The sequence below is a fragment of the Prevotella sp. ICM33 genome (assembly GCF_000517825.1).
GTDB lineage: Bacteria > Bacteroidota > Bacteroidia > Bacteroidales > Bacteroidaceae > Prevotella > Prevotella melaninogenica.
Window position 1 is genome coordinate 25,302 of the sequence record NZ_JACD01000054.1, and the last position, 18,912, is coordinate 44,213.

The window sequence follows — 18,912 nt, forward strand, 5'->3', positions numbered from 1 at the left end:
TCAGAATTCATAATTCAAAATTCATAATTATGATTACCTTTGTTGGTAGAGTTTATTGCTACAAGCAATTTACTATATTGTTATTTACCATATAATATTAACCAATAGAAGTAATCATCGTTGTGAATTTGGATTGTGAATTATGAATGTTGAATTCAGAATTATCATAGTAATCATAATTATGAATTGTGAATTCTGAATTATTAATTTACTTTGTTACTAACTTAAACAGTTTATCATTCGGGCGAACCTTGTCCGGTACAGGGATAGAAACACGCCAACCTTGTTCTGCTTTATCAACAGGATTGAGGTCGTAACGGATTTCTTCAGCATTGAGGAACATAGCGCCAGTGCTGTTACCAGTGATAAGAAGCTTCTCTCCCTTTACGAAGGTGTTAGCCTCAACAGCCACCTCAGCTACGCCAAGACGAGAGAAATACCTTATCACCTTACCGATGAGCACCTTCTTTTCGGTAGCCTTATTGCCATAATCCTTAGTCCATTCGCCCATCTTCTGACCTTGATAGTAGCCATCCCAGAAGCCACGGTTGAAGACTGTTGAGAGTCGTTCGTCCCACTGGTCCTTCTTTTCTTCGGTGAAGGTACCATCGAGTACGCTCTCGATAGCCTCCTTGTAGCAGCTCACAACGGTGTGAACATACTCTGGTCCACGCGCACGACCCTCAATCTTAAACACACGTACACCAGCATCCATCATCTTATCAATGAAGCGAACACTCTTTAAGTCCTTTGGACTCATAATGTACTTGTTGTCAATCTCTAACTGATTGCCAGTCTCATTGTCTGTAACCGTATAGCTACGACGGCATATCTGAGTACAAGCACCACGATTAGCAGAGCGGTTAGAGTCGTGAAGACTCATATAACACTTGCCCGAAATTGCCATACAGAACGCACCATGGCAGAACATCTCGATACGAATAGGCTGTCCCTTTGGTCCACAGATATTCTGTTTGATAATCTGTTCGTGTATCTCCTTTACCTGATCCATGTTCAGCTCGCGTGCCAATACGGCAACATCAGCAAACTGAGCGTAGAACTTTAGGGCGTCAATATTAGAGATATTCAGCTGTGTTGAGAGGTGAACCTCAACCCCCACCTGACGGCAATACATCATTACAGCAACGTCACTGGCGATGACAGCGGTGATATTTGCAGCCTTAGCAGCATCGATAATCTCGTGCATCGTCTCAATATCCTCGCCATAGATGACAGTGTTTACAGTCAGATAAGTTTGTATTCCCTTTGCGTTACAGGTCTCGGCAATCTCTTTGAGGTCGTCGATGGTGAAGTGGTTAGCTGAATGTGAACGCATATTCAGCTTTCCGATACCGAAGTAAACAGAGTTAGCTCCGGCATTGATGGCAGCTGCGAGTGACTCTCGTGAGCCTACAGGTGCCATTATCTCAAAATCATTTGTATTCTTGTTCATTGTTTTATTTTCATTACCAGGCAGTTATCAGGCATTGAGTTTATCAGTAACCTTTAGCCTACTTATCTCTATGCTTTTACTGACCTGTAGCTATCCTTTATTTATTGTGAATGTGTCTAATCGGTCTGCAAAGGTACGGAAAATATCCGATAAAGGGCGTAAACGAGTTTGTAAGTTTTGCAAATCTTACTATCTGATCAACCTAAATGCCGTTTGTATAGTCCTTCTTGATAATAAGTTCCATCTATATTGGTGATATACTGTAGGATGTTTATCCCTCCGCACGTGTGGTGCTAAGCCTCCGCACCATATGTGCTAAGCCTTCGCACCATTCGTGCTGCGCCTTAACACATTGGTTGAATATATGTAAGACACAGCATAATTGTCGTGATAAAAGGAATGATATATCACTGGCAAAACTTGTATGAGAAATGTTTATCAAGCGACTTAATTAGATAAAAAGACCGTGTTAGCACGCCATAAGACTCAAATAGTCAGAACGTTTTTCGGTTGTATGCGATAAATTTAGTATCTTTGCATGCTAAATTTTTCGAGATAACAACAGAATGAAGAAACTATATATTGAGACATACGGCTGCCAAATGAATGTGGCAGACTCTGAAGTCGTGGCTTCAGTCATGAAGATGGCAGGCTATGACGTATGTGAGAATGAGGATGAAGCAGACGCAATCTTCCTTAATACCTGTTCTGTACGTGAGAACGCAGAGAACAAGATATACAATCGTTTAGAGGCTTTGCACGCTGAGCAGAAGAAAGGGCGCGACCTTATCTTGGGCGTGTTAGGATGTATGGCAGAGCGAGTAAGAGACGACTTAATTCAAAATCACCATGCCAACCTTGTGTGTGGACCAGACTCCTACCTTAACTTGCCTGATATGATAGCACAGTGTGAGAACGGTACGAATGCTTTGGATATCGAACTCTCTACCACTGAGACCTATCGTGATGTTATCCCACAGCGTATTGGTGGCAATAGAGTGTCGGGCTTCGTTAGTATCATGCGTGGTTGCAATAACTTCTGTCACTATTGTATCGTACCTTTCACACGTGGTCGTGAGCGTTCTCGTGATGTAGAGAGTATCTTGAAAGAGGTTAAAGACTTGCACGACAAGGGCTTTAAGGAGGTTACACTCTTAGGTCAGAACGTCAATTCATACGGCTTGTTGCCTAATGGTAAGCGTCCAGAGAATGGTGTTTCATTTGCAGAACTATTGCATAAGGTGGCACAGAGCGTACCAGATATGCGTGTGCGCTTCACGACTTCTAACCCAGAAGATATGACAGAAGATATTATTGAGGCGGTAGCTACCGAACCAAACCTCTGTAATCATATCCACTTCCCTGCACAGAGCGGTAGTAATAGTGTGCTGAAGGTGATGAATCGTAAATATACACGTGAGGACTACCTTGAGAAAGTAGCTGCTATTCGTCGTCTTATTCCTGATTGTGGATTGACAACTGATATCTTTATTGGTTATCATAATGAGTCAGAAGAAGACTTCCAGCAAACGCTTTCATTGATGCGAGAGGTAGGTTTCGATTCAGCCTTTATGTTCAAGTACTCTGAACGACCAGGTACTTATGCTGCAAAGCACCTCCCTGACAATGTATCTGAGGAAGAGAAGATTCGTCGTTTGAATGAGTTGATTCGCTTACAGACCGAAATCTCTGCCGAACAGAACAAGAAAGACGAGGGCAAAGAGTTTGATATCCTTATCGAACGCTTTGGAAAACGTAGTCGTGAACAGCTGATGGGACGTACGCCACAGAACAAGGCTGTAGTCATGCCACGTGGCAATCATCATATTGGTGAGACGGTACGTGTACGCATCACAGGCTCAACCAGTGCCACACTCTTTGGAGAAGAAGTGTAAATATAGTTTATATAAAAAGATAAAACCGCAAAACAATTTTGCGGTTTTACTATTTATAGCTATATTTGCAAAATTGATAAACAGATAAGAAGATTAGTTGATGAAGGAATTCATACACGTTTTACGCAGGTTCATACCACCCTATAAGAAGTATCTTGTGCTGTCAATCATTTTCAATATATTGTCAGCCTTTCTCAATATATTCTCCTTTGCTACCCTTATCCCACTCCTTCAGATTCTTTTTAAGGTAGATGCAGGAACGGGAGCAACGCGTGCTATGGCTTGGAGCGAAGGCTCTTTCAAGGAGGTACTATCGAACAATGCAGATTATTACACGCAGATATACATCACCAGTTGGGGACCAACAACCGTCCTGTTGGCTATCGGTTTGATTCTTGCCTTTATGACTTTCTTAAAGACTGGTGCCTACTTCCTTTCTTCTGCATCAATCATTCCTATCCGAACAGGTGTAGTGCGTGACATTCGTAACCAACTCTATGAGAAGATTACATCCCTTTCTTTAGGCTTCTTTAGTGAGGAAAGAAAGGGAGACATCATCGCTCGTATGAGTGGTGACGTACAAGAGGTTGACAACTCTATCATGTCATCTATCGACATGCTCTTTAAGAACCCTGTTCTTATCATCATTTACTTTACCACACTACTTGTTATCTCTTGGCAGTTGACACTCTTCACGCTCATTTTCGTACCTATCTTCGGATGGTTTATGGGCTTTGTTGGTAGAAAGCTAAAGCAGAACAGTATGACAGCACAGAAGTTGTGGAGTGATACGATGAGTCAGGTGGAAGAGACTTTAGGCGGATTAAGAGTCATCAAAGCCTTCTGTGCTGAAGGAATGATGAACGAACGCTTTGATAAAATCAACTCAGAATACCGCAGCGACATCATGCGAGTGAACATTCGTCAGCAGTTAGCGCATCCGATGAGTGAGTTCCTTGGAACGGTCATGATTGTTGTTGTACTTTGGTTTGGCGGTACCCTTGTCTTGGGTGAATCACCAATTATCAGCGGTCCTACCTTTATCTACTATCTTGTTATCCTCTATAGCATTCTCAATCCATTGAAGGAATTCTCTCGTGCAGGTTACAACATTCCTAAAGGACTTGCCTCAATGGAGCGTATTGACAAGATTCTACAGGCAGAAGTGAAGATAAATGACCCAGAGAATCCAGTACATATTGATAGCTTCGAACATGAGATTGAGTTCCGACATGTCAGCTTTGCTTATACAGATGGTAAGGACGATGAGGGCAAGCCAGAACTCCATTGGGTATTGAAGGATATTAACCTCGTTATTCCAAAGGGTAAGACTGTTGCCTTGGTAGGACAGAGCGGTAGCGGAAAGTCTACCTTGCTCGACCTCATCCCACGTTATTACGATGTGCAGGAAGGTAAGATTCTCATTGACGGAATCAATATTAAGGATTTAGGAGTACACGACCTTCGCCAGCTTATTGGTAATGTAAACCAAGAGGCAATCCTCTTCAACGATAGTTTCAAGAATAACATCTCTTTCGGTGTCAATGCTACAGACGAGGCAATAGTCGAAGCTGCGAAGATTGCCAACGCTCATGAGTTTATCATGAATAGTGAGCGAGGATACGACACAAACATTGGTGACCGTGGAGGACGTCTCTCTGGTGGACAGCGTCAGCGTGTGAGTATTGCGCGTGCTATCCTTAAGAACCCTCCAATCCTCATCCTTGATGAAGCAACATCAGCCCTCGATACAGAGAGTGAACGCCTTGTACAGGATGCTCTTTATAAGCTTATGAAGACGCGTACGACCATAGCTGTAGCGCACCGCCTATCTACTATCAAGAATAGCGATGAGATTTGCGTACTGCACGAAGGTGAGATTGTAGAGCGGGGTACGCACGATGAGCTTATGGATATCGAAGGCTACTATAAGAAACTGCATGATATGCAGGAGATATAAGTAATATCATTGAAGATAGAGAGACTTCTTGTAAAATGAAAAAAGGACTTTCTTATATTGCTTACGCACTATCATATATCTTTTGGTATACGATGTCTTTGTTGCCAATGAGCCTACTTTATGTCTTTTCTGACTGCCTTTATCTTTTGGTCGGAAAGGTTGTAAAGTATCGTCATAAGGTTATTTGGAAGAACCTCAAGGACAGTTTTCCAGAGAAAGATGAGGCTGAATTGCAGCGTATAGAACGTGGTTTTTATCATTACTTCTGTGATTATCTTGTAGAAACTATCAAGCTTCTCAATATGAGTAAGCGTGAACTTCGTCAGAGGATGGTTTTCACAGGAATAGAAGAAATGAACGAGTTGCTTGAAAAAGGAGTATCCTGTGCTGTATATCTTGGACATTATGGTAATTGGGAGTTAATAACATCCTTGCCTTTATGGGTTTCTGAGAAGGCACAGTGTTGCCAAGTTTATCATCCGTTGAAGAACGAAAGATTTGATAAACTCTTCAAGTCTGTACGTGAAAAACATCATGCACTTTGTATTCCAATGGCAGAGACACTGCGACAAGTAGTTTCTTATCGCCAGAAGAAACAACCTATTGTGATTGGATATATCGCTGATCAAGCACCTTTTTGGAATAATATTCATCATTGGGTAGGCTTCCTAAATCACGATACACCCGTCTTAACAGGTAGTGAACGTATCGTTAAGAAGACTGGACAAGCCGTTTTCTATGGTGATGTTTCACGTGTGCGAAGAGGCTATTATCAGTGTGATTTCAAGTTGATAACCACTGAACCAGCAAAGTATAAGGATTGGGAAATAACCGATAAATACTTTCAGTTGTTAGAAGAAACTATCCGTCGACAGCCAGAACTTTATCTTTGGAGTCATAAAAGATGGAAGCGTACGCGCGAAGAGTTTAACTTACGCTATGATGAGAAGACTGGAAGAGTAAGTTTGGAGCCACTGGATGAGATTATAAGGAAAAAAGATAAGGAATGATTTTTGTAAGAGATAAAGGGCGGATGTGTAATAACATCCTGCAATATGGACATCTGTATGCTTGGGCAAGGGCGAACAATCGGAAGACGGTTTCAATGCGATTTGCTTACAAGTATCAATACTTTCATATCTGTAGGACTCGTTGGCATAATTTTTTTGTTTATCTTTTTGCAAAGTATGCAGCCCAATTAAAACTAATACCTACCGTCACATTTGATACACCTGACGAAGACTTAACTGAAAAGGAAAATGCAATGAGGCATGGATGTCTTGTTGCCGAGGGCTGGTTTGCTCGTTGGTATGACCTTTTCTTACAGTATAAGCCAGATATATTATCCTTATTTGCCTTTGATTCCCACATCGAAAACAAGGTTACTTCATTGTTGGAAGCATCGTCTAAAGAGGGTATTATCAGATTGGGTGTACATATCCGTCGTGGTGATTATGCCACATGGAATGATGGTAGATTTCTCTATGACGATAAGCAGATGATTAATATTATCCGTCAGTTTATTCTCCTTCATCCTAATAAACGTGTTGTAATCTATATTTGTGGTAATGATCCAAAACTCAATAAGCAAGCTTATAGCGAGGCCTTTGGGCAAGAGAATGTCGTCTTTCCACAAGGTAATCCAGGAGAGGACCTGTGCCTTCTTTCTCATTGCGATTATCTAATCGGTCCACCGAGTACGTTTACACTCGTTGCATCAATGTATCGTAACACTCCATTGTATTGGATTAAAGATATCAACAAGCCCTTACAAGAGGATTGCTTTGACTACTTTGATAATCTCTTTCGCAATATCATATAGTCTTTGAAGCCGTAAATAACATAAGAAAACTGTAATAGTTCATCAATATTCCGTAGTGTATGGTCATACAATCGACTTCTGTTAGTGAATTATTTTCATGAAAAGAAAGAATTATTTTCATGAAAATAAATATTTATTGTCATGAAGAAAAAGATTTATTTACATGAAAAAAAAACGCCACAAGCTGTTGAGAAGACTACTTACGATACATAACAGGAGTAGAAATAACGATAAAATCAATGACTCTTGATGCTCTGTTGTTACAGAAAACATTCTATTTTAAAGTCGAAATAAGTAAGAACAAACCCCGAAATAAGTAATAAGAAATAATGTATAAGAACTTAACATATCTGCTAAAGCACTCTGCTGTCATCCTTGTTATCCTTTTTTTCGTTCGCATTTGCTTTGCTATTGCGTTTGTTCCGATGGGTCTTATAGGCAGCAACCTAACTGTTCTTCCACGTTTACTTTTCAATGTCCTGCGTTTTGATATGCAGGTAGTTTGTTACGTTTTGTTGCTTCCAACGGTTCTGACCTTTGTTTTTGCAGCCCTTCGTAAGCCGTGGACTGATCGTGTATTGAGCCGTTTCCGTAAGGTTTATTACGCTATTGTCAACATTCTTATACTGGCACTCAGCGGTATAGATTTGGGCTTCTTTTCTAATTTCAATAGCCATATTAACCTCACTTTCTTTGACTTCTTCAATGAAGGACCCTTAAGTTTAATACAGGCTATATGGGAAGAATACCATTGTGTTTATGAAGGTTTAGCCTTCCTTCTCCTCTCATTATTGATCCTTTATGTCATTCGTAGAATCGAATCAGATAGGTCGTTGTCTCGTCATTCGAACTGTTCTTCAGGCGGTCGGAAGACTTCACGCTGTCAACTTATTAAACTTTCGGTTATCATTTTACTGTATATTGCTTTTGTAGTTATTGGTATGCGTGGGTCGGTATGGCGTTTCCCTTTGCAGATAGAAGACACCTTTGTATCAAATCAGAAGCTTCTGAACGACCTTGTTCCCAATGCTATCTACATGTTGAAGAAGGCTTGTAAAGAGAAAGCTAAGGCCTTTAAGGTTGAGAGTACAGATGACTTATTAGCACAATATAAGTTTAAGAGTCTGCAAGAAGCATTAGATGTTTATACCGATGGGCAGATAAAGATAGCAAAGAACGACACGCTAACAGCCTTGCAGCGTGCATTATTCGCAGAAGTGGGTGACAGTTTAAAGCAACCACAGCCTAATGTTGTAATTATTTATAGCGAAAGTTGGAGCAATTATCTGTTCAATCTACAACAGAAGGATGCGGAGATGAACTTTGGTTTGGACCGTCATTTCAAAGAAGATTTGCTTTTCCGCAACTTCCAATCGGTTCAGAATGGTACGATAAATTCGCTTGAAAACCTCTTTGTGTCTACTCCTTTCCCACACTTCTTTACTTCATCTTATCGTTTCAATACGCTTCCTACGTCGATTGCCTTACCTTTCAAAGCCAGCAACTATACAACGATGTTCATGTCGGGAATGGATGCTGCGTGGGAGAACTGTGCTGAAGCATTGCCTCATCAGCAGTTTGATGCAGTCTATGATAAGTTCTTTCTCTTGAAAGACTATCCTCATGCGACTTATAATAGTATTGGTGTTTACGATGAATACCTCTTCCAAGCGTTGTTAGATAAGTTAAATAAACCATCAAAGAAACGGCAGATGATAACTGTGATGACGACGACAAATCATCCACCTTTTGAGTTCCCAAAGGACTTGAAACTTCCTCCTTTGCCCGATTCTTTCTATGGTAAGAAGTGTTTTGCAGAGCATAATCGTAAGGTTTTGGATAAGTATCTCACTGGATTCCGCTATTATAACAAAGCACTGAACGATTTTCTCAATCGCTTCAAAGCCTCTGCAGCAGCAAAGAATACGATACTTGTTATCACAGGTGACCATAACGTGCGCGTTATTCTTAATCATGATGTAATCGATAAGCGGTATGAACATTCCGTTCCGCTCTATGTCTATCTCCCACCTTACCTACGCAAGGAGGCTTATAACAAGTTAACAAATCGATGGGGAAGCCATGATGATATCTTAGCAACGCTTGCCCCCTTTGCTTTCCGTAATACAAAGTATTTCAAGATGGGTAAGAACCTCTTAGATACGTCCGTTTCGGACAGTACTTATTATAGTGCAAACGTTGACCAGATAGAAGCTATACCAAGCTATCAGAAGAAGGCTGAGCGACTTACGGCAGCCCGCAACCTACTCCGTCAGGTGTATTTTGGTTTGTATTGGAGGACGCAACAGTAACAAAACGATAGAGGGTGTAAGTTTTGAAGCTTACACCCTCTATTGTTATATTATAATGATTCGTTTATTTCTGTTCGTCTTCACTCTGTTTCTTTATCCTTGCCTCTATTACTTTCGCAACAATCATAAACTGGTAGAAGCCTGTCATAACACTATCAATAAAGCCTGTAACACCGTTTCTTATTTCTCCATTCATAAAGTAGGATTTGAAGAAACGCCAGAAAGGACGGAAGAGTAATGCGCCGATTCCATAGTTCTTGCCTTGTTTTTTGAGGACTTCGTTAGTGGTATAGCGGTTACATTTCTCTAACATATCAGCTAAATAGTTCTCCGCTAAGTGAATTAATTGTACGTTGTAAAGATGGTTGTCGATGTGTTCAATAGGTCCCTGCACTTGTGGAATGGAGTGTATGTATGGAGGCCATACAGTTCCTTCGCAGATAAAGAAGCGCAGTTGGTAATCCTTTGAAAACCCTTTCTTAGGGGTATTCATAAATCGGTTCTGCCTTGGAATATAAAGACCTCTCGCATAGTTAGGGTTGTCGATGTGCTGATAGAGATAAGATCTCAGTTCTGGTGTCACCAATTCGTCAGCGTCAACGACGAGTACCCACGGACTTTTAGCACTCTGTATGGCAAAGTTTCGGGCTGGCTCGACACAGGTATGATTACCTTTTGGGAAAGTAACAACCTTACATCCGGCACGTTGAGCAATCTCTACGGTATGGTCAGTACTCTCCATATCGCAGATAACAACCTCATCGAAGTCCTTAACGGAGTCGAGTACACGCTGCAGGAATTTCTCTGCATTGTAGGTATTGATAACAACTGATATCTCTTTTTTTTCCATCTTATGGGCAAAGATACGATTTTTTTCTGTACATTTGCATTATGCCAATTGAAAAAAAACAACGTAATATCGGATTTGTTGGAAAGTATATTTGAAAGATAGAAATACCTACTGATTTGGTAAAGGCAATGTGTTTTATTGGTATAAAATGTGTTTGAATAATTCATTGCTATGATAGAAAATCCCTTAGTTACGGTCATTACCGTTTGTTATAACGCTGTATCACTGATAGAGAAGACTATCCGTAGCGTTTTGGCACAGCAGTATGAGCACATTGAATACGTTGTTGTTGATGGTGGTTCTACCGATGGTACGATAGAGATAATTCGTAAGTATGAAGCTCATATCAGTCATTGGATAACAGAACAAGACGAGGGTATCTATGATGCAATGAACAAAGGAGTTGCAATGGCTACAGGAGAGTGGTGCATCTTTCTCAATGCTGGTGACACATTTGCAGCTGATGATGTTTTGAATCGGGTCTTTCAAGTTCCGCGCGAGGCTGATGTTATCTATGGTGATGTCGTAAAGAATGGAACTGTTAAGGCTGCAGAGCCACCGCATAATAGTCATAGAATGTACTTTTGTCACCAAAGTTGTCTGACACGTACAGCCTGTCTGCGAACTTTCCCATACGATATAAGTCATCGAATGTCAGCAGACTTTAAGTTGTATAAGTTGCTTTGGAAAAAGCATTATCGCTTTCTTCAACTGCCTTTTGCTATTGCCAACTTTGATACAACGGGTGTTTCCAATACGAATCGGTCACGAGGACTATATGACAACATACAAATTATCAGAGAATTAGACGGCTGTTTAGAGCAGATTCGACTTCTACCACGTCTTTATTTCGTCTATTTCCTCTGTAAATTAAAGAATCAATAAGTTTGTAACAATTAATAACCCTATCGCTATGATACCCAAAGTCATTCATTACTGCTGGCTCAGCAACGACCCATATCCTGATAAAATACAGAAGTGTATGGACACTTGGAGGAAGGTGTTGCCCGACTATGAGATAAAATTATGGAACACAGAGAACTTTGATATGTCAAAGGCTCCCGTCTATGTGCGCGAAGCTTTCGAGCAACGTAAGTGGGCTTTCGCAGCAGATTATATCCGTATGTATGCGCTCTATACCGAAGGTGGTATTTATCTTGACTCTGATGTAAAGGTGTTGAAGTCGTTTGATGAATTCCTTAACTATAAGTTCTTCACTTCATTAGAGTATCATCCAAAGCAGATAGAGATGACCGGTGCGATGGATATGATTGATGAAGAAGGCAATCGTATCAAGGATGATTTCGTCTCAGGAATACAGATTCAGGCTGCCGTGATGGGTTCTGAGGCTGGCTGTCAGTTTGTGAAAGACGTCTTAGACGACTATGAGAAACGTGAGTTTATCTATCCAGAAGGCTCTAATGGTAAGGGAGTAATCTCGCCATTTGTCTATGCAAGGGTAATGGAAAAGTATGGCTTTAAGTACTTGGATAAAGACCAACCACTCGAAAACAATATGATGGTGTTCCGTTCGGAAATCTTTGCAGGTAACAAGTATGAAGCAACACCAGCTTCATACGCCATACATTATTGTGCTCATAGCTGGAAACGAACCCCGATGGAAAAGTTAAACCGATGGTTGAAAAAGAACATCCCTTGTCTGTTTCCTAAGAAATAAATGTGATGAAAGATAGAATAAAGCAACTCTTACACCATCCTTTACTCTCTAACCGCTGGTTCCTTATGGGCTTATGGTTTATCATTGCCCTCGCAGGAATGCTGAAGTACAATCGAAGTTTCAATAACTTCCTTATCTTTCGTGGTGTTTACTGGCACACAGTGAATCAAACTTCACTCTATACAGCCTATCCTGCGGAATATTGGGATGTGAATCATTATGGTCCGGTGTTCTCACTTGTCATCGCACCTTTTGCTATTCTGCCTCTTTGGGCGGGTATGTTGCTATGGTTAGTGTTCCTAACAGCATGGCTATATTTAGCTATTGTCCGTTCAGGACTGCGTGAAAAACAAAAGATTTTCATACTTTGGTTCTGTGGAATAACGCTCCCAACGGCCCTCTTTATGCAGCAGTTCAATATTGCTGTGGCTGCAATGATTCTCTCTTCTTTCTTCCTTATTGAGAAAGAAAAGGATGGTTGGGCAGCTTTCTTCATCGTCTTAGGTACGTTGGTGAAGTTATATGGCATCGTGGGGTTGGCTTTCTTCTTGTTCTCTCGGCATAAGTTGCGTTTATTGATGTGGCTTGCCGTGTGGTCAGTCGTACTTTTCTGTGCGCCAATGGCTATTAGTTCGCCTGCTTATGTCATAGGACAATACCACGAATGGTTCACTTGTTTGGTGGAAAAGAATGCTGAGAACCTCGGTTCTATTCAGCAGAATATCTCCCTTTTAGGACTTGTTCGTCGTACAACAGGTTGTATGAATTATTCTGACTTATGGCTGATTCTGCCCGGAATGACACTCTTTGCCCTTCCTTACCTGCGTTTCTCTCAGTACAAGAACCTTGCCTTCCGTGAGACAATACTCGCCTCTGTACTTTTGTTTGTCATTCTTTTCAGTACAGGTAGCGAAGCCAGCGGATATGTGATAGCCTTGTTAGGCGTTTGTATATGGTACACTGCTGCTCCTTGGAAGCGTGGAAGATGGGCGATAGCACTCATGGTATTTGTCTTCCTACTCTCTGGTATGGGTAGCAGCGACATCTTCCCGAAGTTCATCCGAGAAGCATATATCAAGCAATACGCCCTCCGTGCCTTGCCAATCAGTATTCTCTGGCTATGGCTTTGTTATGAGTTATGCACAAAGGATTATACTCCAATAGAAAAGGTTGATGCTGATGAATAAGAAGATAATAGGTTATGATGCTAAACGAATCGTAAGAAACGGTACCGGACTTGGTAGCTATGGGCGTACGCTCATCAACGACCTTGCTCCGTTGATGCCTGACACAAACTTACGACTCTATGCTCCTGATGCTGGACGTGACGACCTTCGTAATCAGGTAGAACTACGAGATAACGTGCAATTCTGCTATCCCGACCACCTTCGTTTTCGTCTGCAGCGTGACTGGTGGCGTGTGAAAGGGGTAGTAAAGGACCTAAAAGGAGACGGAGTAGAACTTTATCACGGTCTTTCGGGTGAACTGCCTTCAGGTTTGGCAGCAGCCGGCATCCCCGGTGTTGTTACTATTCATGACCTTATCTTCCTACGTCATCCAGAGTTTTATCCCGCTATTGACGTATTCTTCTATAAGCGGAAGTTCTATCAGACACTACGCGAAGCAAGCCGTATCATTGCGATTAGCGAATGTACGAAGCGTGACATCTTATATTATGGTGACTTTCCAGAGGACAAGATAGACCTTGTTTATCAAAGCTGTAGCACTCACTTTAATCAGTCGGTAAGTCCTTCACTGATAGAGGAAGCCCGCCGTAAGTATCAACTCCCACAACGTTATATATTAAATGTAGGAACAGTAGAAGTGCGAAAGAACATCCTTTTGGGTATTTGTACAATGGCAAAGCTACCTTCTGACTTACATCTTGTCATCGTAGGACGGCAGACCAAGTATCAGAAAAAGCTCGATGCAGAAATCAAACGTTTAGGAATTGGCGAGCGAATCCATTTCCTTCAAGGTGTACCCAACGACCTTCTTGCAGCTATTTACAATCAGGCTGAGGCTTTCATCTATCCTTCACGTTATGAAGGATTTGGTATTCCTATCATCGAAGCCATACAAAGTGGATTGCCAGTTGTAGCTGCTACGGGTAGTTGTTTGGAGGAAGCGGGTGGCCCAGATTGCCTTTATGTAGGTCCAGACGATGTCGACGGCAATGCCGCTGCAATCCTTTCAGCGATAGAGCATCGTAAGGAAATGGTCAGCAAGAGCCAACGCTACGTAAAACGATTCGAAAATCAAGATGTAGCCTCTCAGATTCTTGAAGTGTATAATAAGGTATAAAGCATCATCCCCAAGCCCTTTTCTTATCATAAAGAGCTTGGGGATGAGTTTTTTCTTCCCTTTTCTATTGCTGTATTACTGCTTAGCACCAATCGTGCGAACGCTCCGCACCATGTGTGCGGACGCCTAACACCAATGGTGCGAACGGCTAATACGAATCTCGCAAATCATCAACACCCACCATTCAACACCTATCATCCAATCCTGCCAACCATTAACACCCACCATTCAACACCTATCACAGAATCTCACAAACCATCAACACCCACCATCCAACACCTAACACCCATCACCCTTCTTCCCTTTTACAAACACAAGACGCAGTAAAACGAAGTTGATAGGAACAACTATCACCATCACAAGGATAGGCGACAGCCATTTGCTGATACCTAACCAAAGGAAGAGATGGAGCAATCCTATCTCTAAAAGATAGTTGAGTATGTGGCTACCAACGAAGCCAGCAACATTATTTTTTGACGGTTTTCCTTTAAAAGTAAAGTAAGTTGTAAGTCCGTAGTTACAAAGAAGTCCCACTCCGTAACCAGCTGTATAAGCTATGGTTGTATTCGTAAAGAGTAGAAAGAGACAATAGATTCCATAATGGATAAGCGAACATATAGTGCCCGTTATACCAAAACGGAAAAGTCGCCAGAAGTCTTTTCGCCAGCGTTGCCAAAGCTCTTTAATGCGTATCGCCATGTGAGAAGGGATTAATCGAGTATTTGACTGATGTTATAAAGTGGACGCTGCTTTACCTCTTCATATATTTTGGCAATATAAACTCCCACCGCACCGATAGAAATCATCAGCATAGCACCCACGAGCCAAATACTAAGAATGAGCGAAGCCCAGCCTGCTACCTCTGTATGATTGAGGAAAGCGTGGATAACGTAGATACCAATGCACAAAGTGACGAACAAGAAGGCGATACCAAGATAGATGACATAGTAGATTGGTTTTACGGAGAATGACGTGATACCATCCAATGCCAAGCTAAGCATCTTGCGCAAAGTGTATTTAGAAGTACCAGCTTTACGTTCGCTGATGCGGTCGTCAACAGTTGTAGACTTGAGTCCGATAGAAGGGATGAGACCACGCAGATAGAGGTTACGTTCCTTATATCCAGAGAGTATCTCTAAGGACTGACGGCTCATCAGACGGAAGTCGGCATGGTTAAAGATACTGTTCACGCCCATCTTCTCTTGTAGATGATAGAACGCCTGTGCAGACATACGCTTCAAGATTGGGTCGGCTTTGCGCGAAACCTTCACCCCATAGACAATCTCATTGCCTTCCTCAAAGGCATCAACCATCTGCGGAATACATTTCTGATAGTCGTCTTGCAAGTCGGCATCGAGTGTGATAACAGCATCAGCCCAGTCCTTTGCAGTCATCATACCAGCCATGATAGCATTCTGATGCCCCACGTTATGAGCGAGGTTGATACCCTTTATACGTGGATGCTGGCTGTGGAGCTGTTGGATAATCTCCCATGTTCGGTCACGGCTTCCGTCATTGACAAACACTATCATCGAGTCATCAGAAATCCTTCCCTGACTGATGAGTTCGTCGAATAGCTCCATGAGCTGTGCTGCCGACTGTTCTAAAACCTCTTCCTCGTTGTAACAAGGAGAGACCGTTGCAAGTTTTATCATATCTTATATTCTGCTTGTTGGGGTGTTTATAGGGAGTGTTTCTTTGCCTGCTGTCTGCTGTTCAGGGCGTAAATCGAACTTATTTCTTCTGGCGGTTGACAAAGTCTACGTAGGTAATAAACTCCTGCTTGTCTGCCTTCATTGCCTTGATAAAGCGGTCAAGTCGCTGTTCCAATTCGTGTCCACAATGATTCTTGATGATAAAAGGCATCTTGAACTCTGGATGTGACTTGAGGTCATAGAACTCCCATGGGTGGAAATAGGTCACGAAATAGCCATCGTGGCGCAATACCTGTCGAACTAAACGAAGATAGAACCACTCTGGGAAGTTGTGCATAGACAGCCAAAAGAGTGGAATACGTAGGTGTGGACTAACGCTGGCAGGTATCTGCATGACCTTCCCTTGCATAAACCATGTGCGTGGAGTGGTGAGGTGCATGTATCGACCCGGTATGAAAGCAGGGTTCAAAGAAGAGTTATAAAGGTAGCCAGCCTTCTCTATATCCTCATCCGATACGGGGAACATACGTGGCTGACGATAGCCCGCAACCTTCACACCTGTTACACGTTCGATGATTTCCTTAGAACGAAAAACGTCCTCAGGCTTAGGTTGCCAGTGGTCAACACCATGACAAGCCACCTCGTGTCCTTCGTTTTTAATGCGCTCCATGACCTCTGGTGCCAGTTCTGCAAAGTTGCCAGTGCAGAAGAAGGTAGCGCAGACGTTATTCGCCTTCAGTATGTCGAGGATGCGATTCGTACCCTCAATGGATACCTTCATGCCCTCTTCAAGGGAGAAGTCTACCCCATGTTCGCGTGGTACATCAAACTCTTCCGTATCGAAGCTTAGTAATATCATTTCTCTTCTGTTTCTTTATTTGTCTGGTTTCCTTCATCAAAAGAAAGCTATTCTACAAACCCTTTTCCCTTTTGAGGATAGCCTTAACAACGGCTTTGACCATGTCTTGTTTTATTGTTGTAAGCTTTCATTTGTGGAAAGTATTGCAAAGTTACAATAAAACTCTGATATTACTTGTATAATAAGGTGTTGATTTGGGGCTTATTAACCATCAATAATTGGGTAGAAGAGGATTAATATGGTTCTTCTGTTAGATGTATAGTTTGTAAATAGATACTATGTCTATCCGTCTTCTACCAACAACTTATTCCTATATTATGGGAATTTGTAAACTATTTTTATGTGATTCGAAATCAATACATGCTCTTTTGGCTTCTTAAAGACGCCTAATAGGCTTGCAAAAGATGCCCTTTTGAGGTTCAATTAACGCCCTTTTGAAGTCCAATTAAGCACCTTTTATTGTACTACTTTATAACTAACTGATTTCGTGTTTGTTACAAACCTGATTTCTATACGTGTATTTGTCATTATTTACAGATGTTTTATTAGAAATTATGTAATGATTTTTAAAATGTTATCTTGAATCTTTGGGGTATTGATTGGTGGGTGTTGGGTGTTTAATGTTAGGTGTTGATGATGTGAGTTTTGGGGTGTTGGGTGTTGGATGATGGGTGTTGGGTGTTTAATGTTAGGTGTTGATGAAATGATAAGATGATTGATAAAGATAGTCAACAATATGAGTTGGTATTTTATATGCTTTTTACTGTCTTCAAGTGGTTGGAGAGTTGATTTCTTGATGCTTTTTACTCGTAAGATATAAAAATATATTTTTTCTCCTCAAAAGATTTTGTTTTCTCAATAATATTTCGCACTTTTGTCCTCAGAATACACTAACGTAAACAAAAGATAATCTAAAAAACGGAAAGTCGAGAAAGCAATGTGGGGAAATGTAGACCTATGTTATGTCAAATTCCTTATGTTTTCATCTGTGCTATAGGATGATTCTATGCTTTTCAGATTGTACCGCTTCAGATAGAATCTTCATAAAATCATGTCACAAAAGAAGAACAACAGGAGATTGCTTGCAGTGCTTACAATGGCATTGTTTTCCATAGTATCATTTGCACAGGGAGTCAAGTTGGCTGATGGTGTTGAGCCATTGCCTGCGGATGCAGAAACTCCGGGCTCAGAATATACGCTTGTCTTCCATGATGAGTTTAATGAGCCAGATGGCACCTTACCTAATACAAAGGTGTGGAGATACTGTACACGCCGTCCCAAAGTGACATGGGCACGCTTCTTGAGCAACTCTCCTGAGGTCGCTTTTATGAAGGATGGTAATCTCGTTCTGCGTGCCATTCCTAATCCTGATAGGTCAAAAGATGATGTGGAAATGCTTTCAGGCGGTATCGAAACCAGTCAGAGCTTCACCTTTCGCTTTGGTCGTGTAGAGTGTCGGGCAATGGTTAATCCTTTTATAGGTAATTTTCCTGCTATCTGGATGATGCCAAAGTCAAAGCTTGGATGGCCGAAAGGCGGTGAGATTGATATCTTTGAGCAGATTGATAATGAGCAGCGTTGTTATGCAACTGTACACTCTGCGTGGACAAAAAGTCATGAAAATGAGCCACATTCTGGTAATCTTTGGATGCCAATGAATCGTTATCATACCTATGCCGTAGAGTGGGAAGAGGACGTGCTGACCTTCTTTGCTGATGGTAAGCGCGTGTTCCAATATAAGAAACAGAATGATAGTCAGGAGCAATGGCCGTTTGATAAGTCTAATTTCTACCTGATTCTCAATCAGTCAGTGGGCAATGGTTCATGGGCAAAAAAGGCAGATGTCAACCATACCTATGAGATGCGCGTCGATTGGATACGTGTCTATCAAAAGGAGAAGCATATCCCTACGAGTATCAGTGTTCCAATGACAAAGATACAGGAAAGTACTGAAAGCGATGATATTTATTCGTTGCAGGGTGCTAAGATAGGGACTCATGAGAGCGAATTGCCAAAGGGAATCTATGTTCTTAATGGTAAGAAATTTGTTAAATAAGTTTTACCGCTATGGTGGAAAAGCTAAGAAATACAGAAACGATTTACTAACATAAACAAGAAATAATC

General features: G+C 41.5%; 15 protein-coding genes. 10 read left to right on the top strand and 5 right to left on the bottom strand.

Features of this window, described 5'->3' with window-relative positions:
* Positions 1 to 208 precede the first annotated feature (208 nt).
* Positions 209 to 1,453: a peptidase U32 family protein gene (locus HMPREF1505_RS06315; RefSeq protein ID WP_036923775.1), complete on the bottom strand. Its 1,245-nt coding sequence runs from the start codon at positions 1,451 to 1,453 to the stop codon at positions 209 to 211.
* Positions 1,454 to 2,019: 566 nt separating this feature from the next.
* On the opposite strand from HMPREF1505_RS06315, the gene miaB reads away from it, so the two are divergent.
* The 5 genes from miaB (at position 2,020) to HMPREF1505_RS06340 (ending at position 9,442) form a co-directional block, all read left to right on the top strand.
* Positions 2,020 to 3,348 (top strand): tRNA (N6-isopentenyl adenosine(37)-C2)-methylthiotransferase MiaB, encoded by a 1,329-nt coding sequence (gene miaB, locus HMPREF1505_RS06320; RefSeq protein WP_036861979.1) that lies wholly within the window; start codon positions 2,020 to 2,022, stop codon positions 3,346 to 3,348.
* A 100-nt stretch (positions 3,349 to 3,448) separates the two neighbouring features.
* Positions 3,449 to 5,308 carry an ABC transporter ATP-binding protein gene (locus HMPREF1505_RS06325; protein ID WP_036923776.1) on the top strand — a complete coding sequence of 620 codons (1,860 nt, stop codon included), beginning with the start codon at positions 3,449 to 3,451 and terminating at the stop codon, positions 5,306 to 5,308.
* A 35-nt stretch (positions 5,309 to 5,343) separates the two neighbouring features.
* Positions 5,344 to 6,318 (top strand): lysophospholipid acyltransferase family protein, encoded by a 975-nt coding sequence (locus tag HMPREF1505_RS06330; protein ID WP_036923777.1) that lies wholly within the window; start codon positions 5,344 to 5,346, stop codon positions 6,316 to 6,318.
* Positions 6,315 to 7,130, top strand: coding sequence for a glycosyl transferase (locus HMPREF1505_RS06335; protein ID WP_036923778.1), 816 nt, complete (start codon positions 6,315 to 6,317; stop codon positions 7,128 to 7,130). The genes HMPREF1505_RS06330 and HMPREF1505_RS06335 overlap by 4 nt, the downstream gene beginning before the upstream one ends.
* Positions 7,131 to 7,459: 329 nt before the next feature.
* Positions 7,460 to 9,442 (top strand): LTA synthase family protein, encoded by a 1,983-nt coding sequence (locus HMPREF1505_RS06340; RefSeq protein ID WP_036923779.1) that lies wholly within the window; start codon positions 7,460 to 7,462, stop codon positions 9,440 to 9,442.
* 64 nt (positions 9,443 to 9,506) lie between these two features.
* Here the strand turns inward: HMPREF1505_RS06340 and HMPREF1505_RS06345 are convergent, their stop codons facing one another.
* Entirely contained in the window at positions 9,507 to 10,292 is a 786-nt protein-coding gene (locus HMPREF1505_RS06345) for a glycosyltransferase family 2 protein (protein ID WP_036923780.1), read from the bottom strand.
* Positions 10,293 to 10,463: 171 nt separating this feature from the next.
* Here HMPREF1505_RS06345 and HMPREF1505_RS06350 point away from each other — a divergent pair, with 171 nt between their 5' ends.
* The 4 genes from HMPREF1505_RS06350 to HMPREF1505_RS06365 are packed head-to-tail and all read left to right on the top strand — an operon-like array spanning position 10,464 to position 14,274.
* A complete protein-coding gene (locus HMPREF1505_RS06350; RefSeq protein ID WP_036923781.1) occupies positions 10,464 to 11,177 on the top strand; it encodes a glycosyltransferase family 2 protein in 714 nt (237 codons plus the stop codon).
* Between the two features lie 10 nt (positions 11,178 to 11,187).
* Positions 11,188 to 11,970, top strand: a complete 783-nt coding sequence (locus HMPREF1505_RS06355) for a glycosyltransferase family 32 protein (RefSeq protein WP_304412346.1) — start codon at positions 11,188 to 11,190, stop codon at positions 11,968 to 11,970.
* A gap of 5 nt (positions 11,971 to 11,975) precedes the next feature.
* Positions 11,976 to 13,157 carry a glycosyltransferase family 87 protein gene (locus HMPREF1505_RS06360; RefSeq protein WP_036923783.1) on the top strand — a complete coding sequence of 394 codons (1,182 nt, stop codon included), beginning with the start codon at positions 11,976 to 11,978 and terminating at the stop codon, positions 13,155 to 13,157.
* Positions 13,150 to 14,274 carry a glycosyltransferase family 1 protein gene (locus HMPREF1505_RS06365; RefSeq protein ID WP_036923784.1) on the top strand — a complete coding sequence of 375 codons (1,125 nt, stop codon included), beginning with the start codon at positions 13,150 to 13,152 and terminating at the stop codon, positions 14,272 to 14,274. Before HMPREF1505_RS06360 ends, HMPREF1505_RS06365 begins: the two co-directional genes overlap by 8 nt.
* A gap of 279 nt (positions 14,275 to 14,553) precedes the next feature.
* On the opposite strand, the gene HMPREF1505_RS06370 is transcribed toward HMPREF1505_RS06365, so the two are convergent.
* The 3 genes from HMPREF1505_RS06370 to HMPREF1505_RS06380 all read right to left on the bottom strand — a co-directional run bounded on the left by HMPREF1505_RS06370 (position 14,554) and on the right by HMPREF1505_RS06380 (position 16,788).
* Complete coding sequence (locus HMPREF1505_RS06370) at positions 14,554 to 14,973, bottom strand: GtrA family protein (protein ID WP_036923785.1); 420 nt, start codon at positions 14,971 to 14,973, stop codon at positions 14,554 to 14,556.
* Positions 14,974 to 14,984: 11 nt separating this feature from the next.
* The gene (locus tag HMPREF1505_RS06375; RefSeq protein ID WP_036923786.1) at positions 14,985 to 15,929 is read right to left on the bottom strand and encodes a glycosyltransferase family 2 protein; all 945 of its coding nucleotides are present in this window, start codon (positions 15,927 to 15,929) and stop codon (positions 14,985 to 14,987) included.
* Between the two features lie 79 nt (positions 15,930 to 16,008).
* Positions 16,009 to 16,788 (bottom strand): polysaccharide deacetylase family protein, encoded by a 780-nt coding sequence (locus HMPREF1505_RS06380; RefSeq protein WP_036923787.1) that lies wholly within the window; start codon positions 16,786 to 16,788, stop codon positions 16,009 to 16,011.
* A 1,051-nt stretch (positions 16,789 to 17,839) separates the two neighbouring features.
* On the opposite strand from HMPREF1505_RS06380, the gene HMPREF1505_RS06385 reads away from it, so the two are divergent.
* Complete coding sequence (locus tag HMPREF1505_RS06385) at positions 17,840 to 18,844, top strand: glycoside hydrolase family 16 protein (protein WP_036923788.1); 1,005 nt, start codon at positions 17,840 to 17,842, stop codon at positions 18,842 to 18,844.
* The last annotated feature ends 68 nt before the right edge of the window (positions 18,845 to 18,912 follow it).

Bases quoted from the DNA above. Each gene is read 5' to 3' on its own strand.
- HMPREF1505_RS06315 (WP_036923775.1), bottom strand. From the start codon at position 1,453: ATGAACAAGAATACAAATGATTTTGAGATAATGGCACCTGTAGGCTCA.
- miaB (WP_036861979.1), top strand. From the start codon at position 2,020: ATGAAGAAACTATATATTGAGACATACGGCTGCCAAATGAATGTGGCA.
- HMPREF1505_RS06325 (WP_036923776.1), top strand. From the start codon at position 3,449: ATGAAGGAATTCATACACGTTTTACGCAGGTTCATACCACCCTATAAG.
- HMPREF1505_RS06330 (WP_036923777.1), top strand. From the start codon at position 5,344: ATGAAAAAAGGACTTTCTTATATTGCTTACGCACTATCATATATCTTT.
- HMPREF1505_RS06335 (WP_036923778.1), top strand. From the start codon at position 6,315: ATGATTTTTGTAAGAGATAAAGGGCGGATGTGTAATAACATCCTGCAA.
- HMPREF1505_RS06340 (WP_036923779.1), top strand. From the start codon at position 7,460: ATGTATAAGAACTTAACATATCTGCTAAAGCACTCTGCTGTCATCCTT.
- HMPREF1505_RS06345 (WP_036923780.1), bottom strand. From the start codon at position 10,292: ATGGAAAAAAAAGAGATATCAGTTGTTATCAATACCTACAATGCAGAG.
- HMPREF1505_RS06350 (WP_036923781.1), top strand. From the start codon at position 10,464: ATGATAGAAAATCCCTTAGTTACGGTCATTACCGTTTGTTATAACGCT.
- HMPREF1505_RS06360 (WP_036923783.1), top strand. From the start codon at position 11,976: ATGAAAGATAGAATAAAGCAACTCTTACACCATCCTTTACTCTCTAAC.
- HMPREF1505_RS06365 (WP_036923784.1), top strand. From the start codon at position 13,150: ATGAATAAGAAGATAATAGGTTATGATGCTAAACGAATCGTAAGAAAC.
- HMPREF1505_RS06370 (WP_036923785.1), bottom strand. From the start codon at position 14,973: ATGGCGATACGCATTAAAGAGCTTTGGCAACGCTGGCGAAAAGACTTC.
- HMPREF1505_RS06375 (WP_036923786.1), bottom strand. From the start codon at position 15,929: ATGATAAAACTTGCAACGGTCTCTCCTTGTTACAACGAGGAAGAGGTT.
- HMPREF1505_RS06380 (WP_036923787.1), bottom strand. From the start codon at position 16,788: ATGATATTACTAAGCTTCGATACGGAAGAGTTTGATGTACCACGCGAA.
- HMPREF1505_RS06385 (WP_036923788.1), top strand. From the start codon at position 17,840: ATGTCACAAAAGAAGAACAACAGGAGATTGCTTGCAGTGCTTACAATG.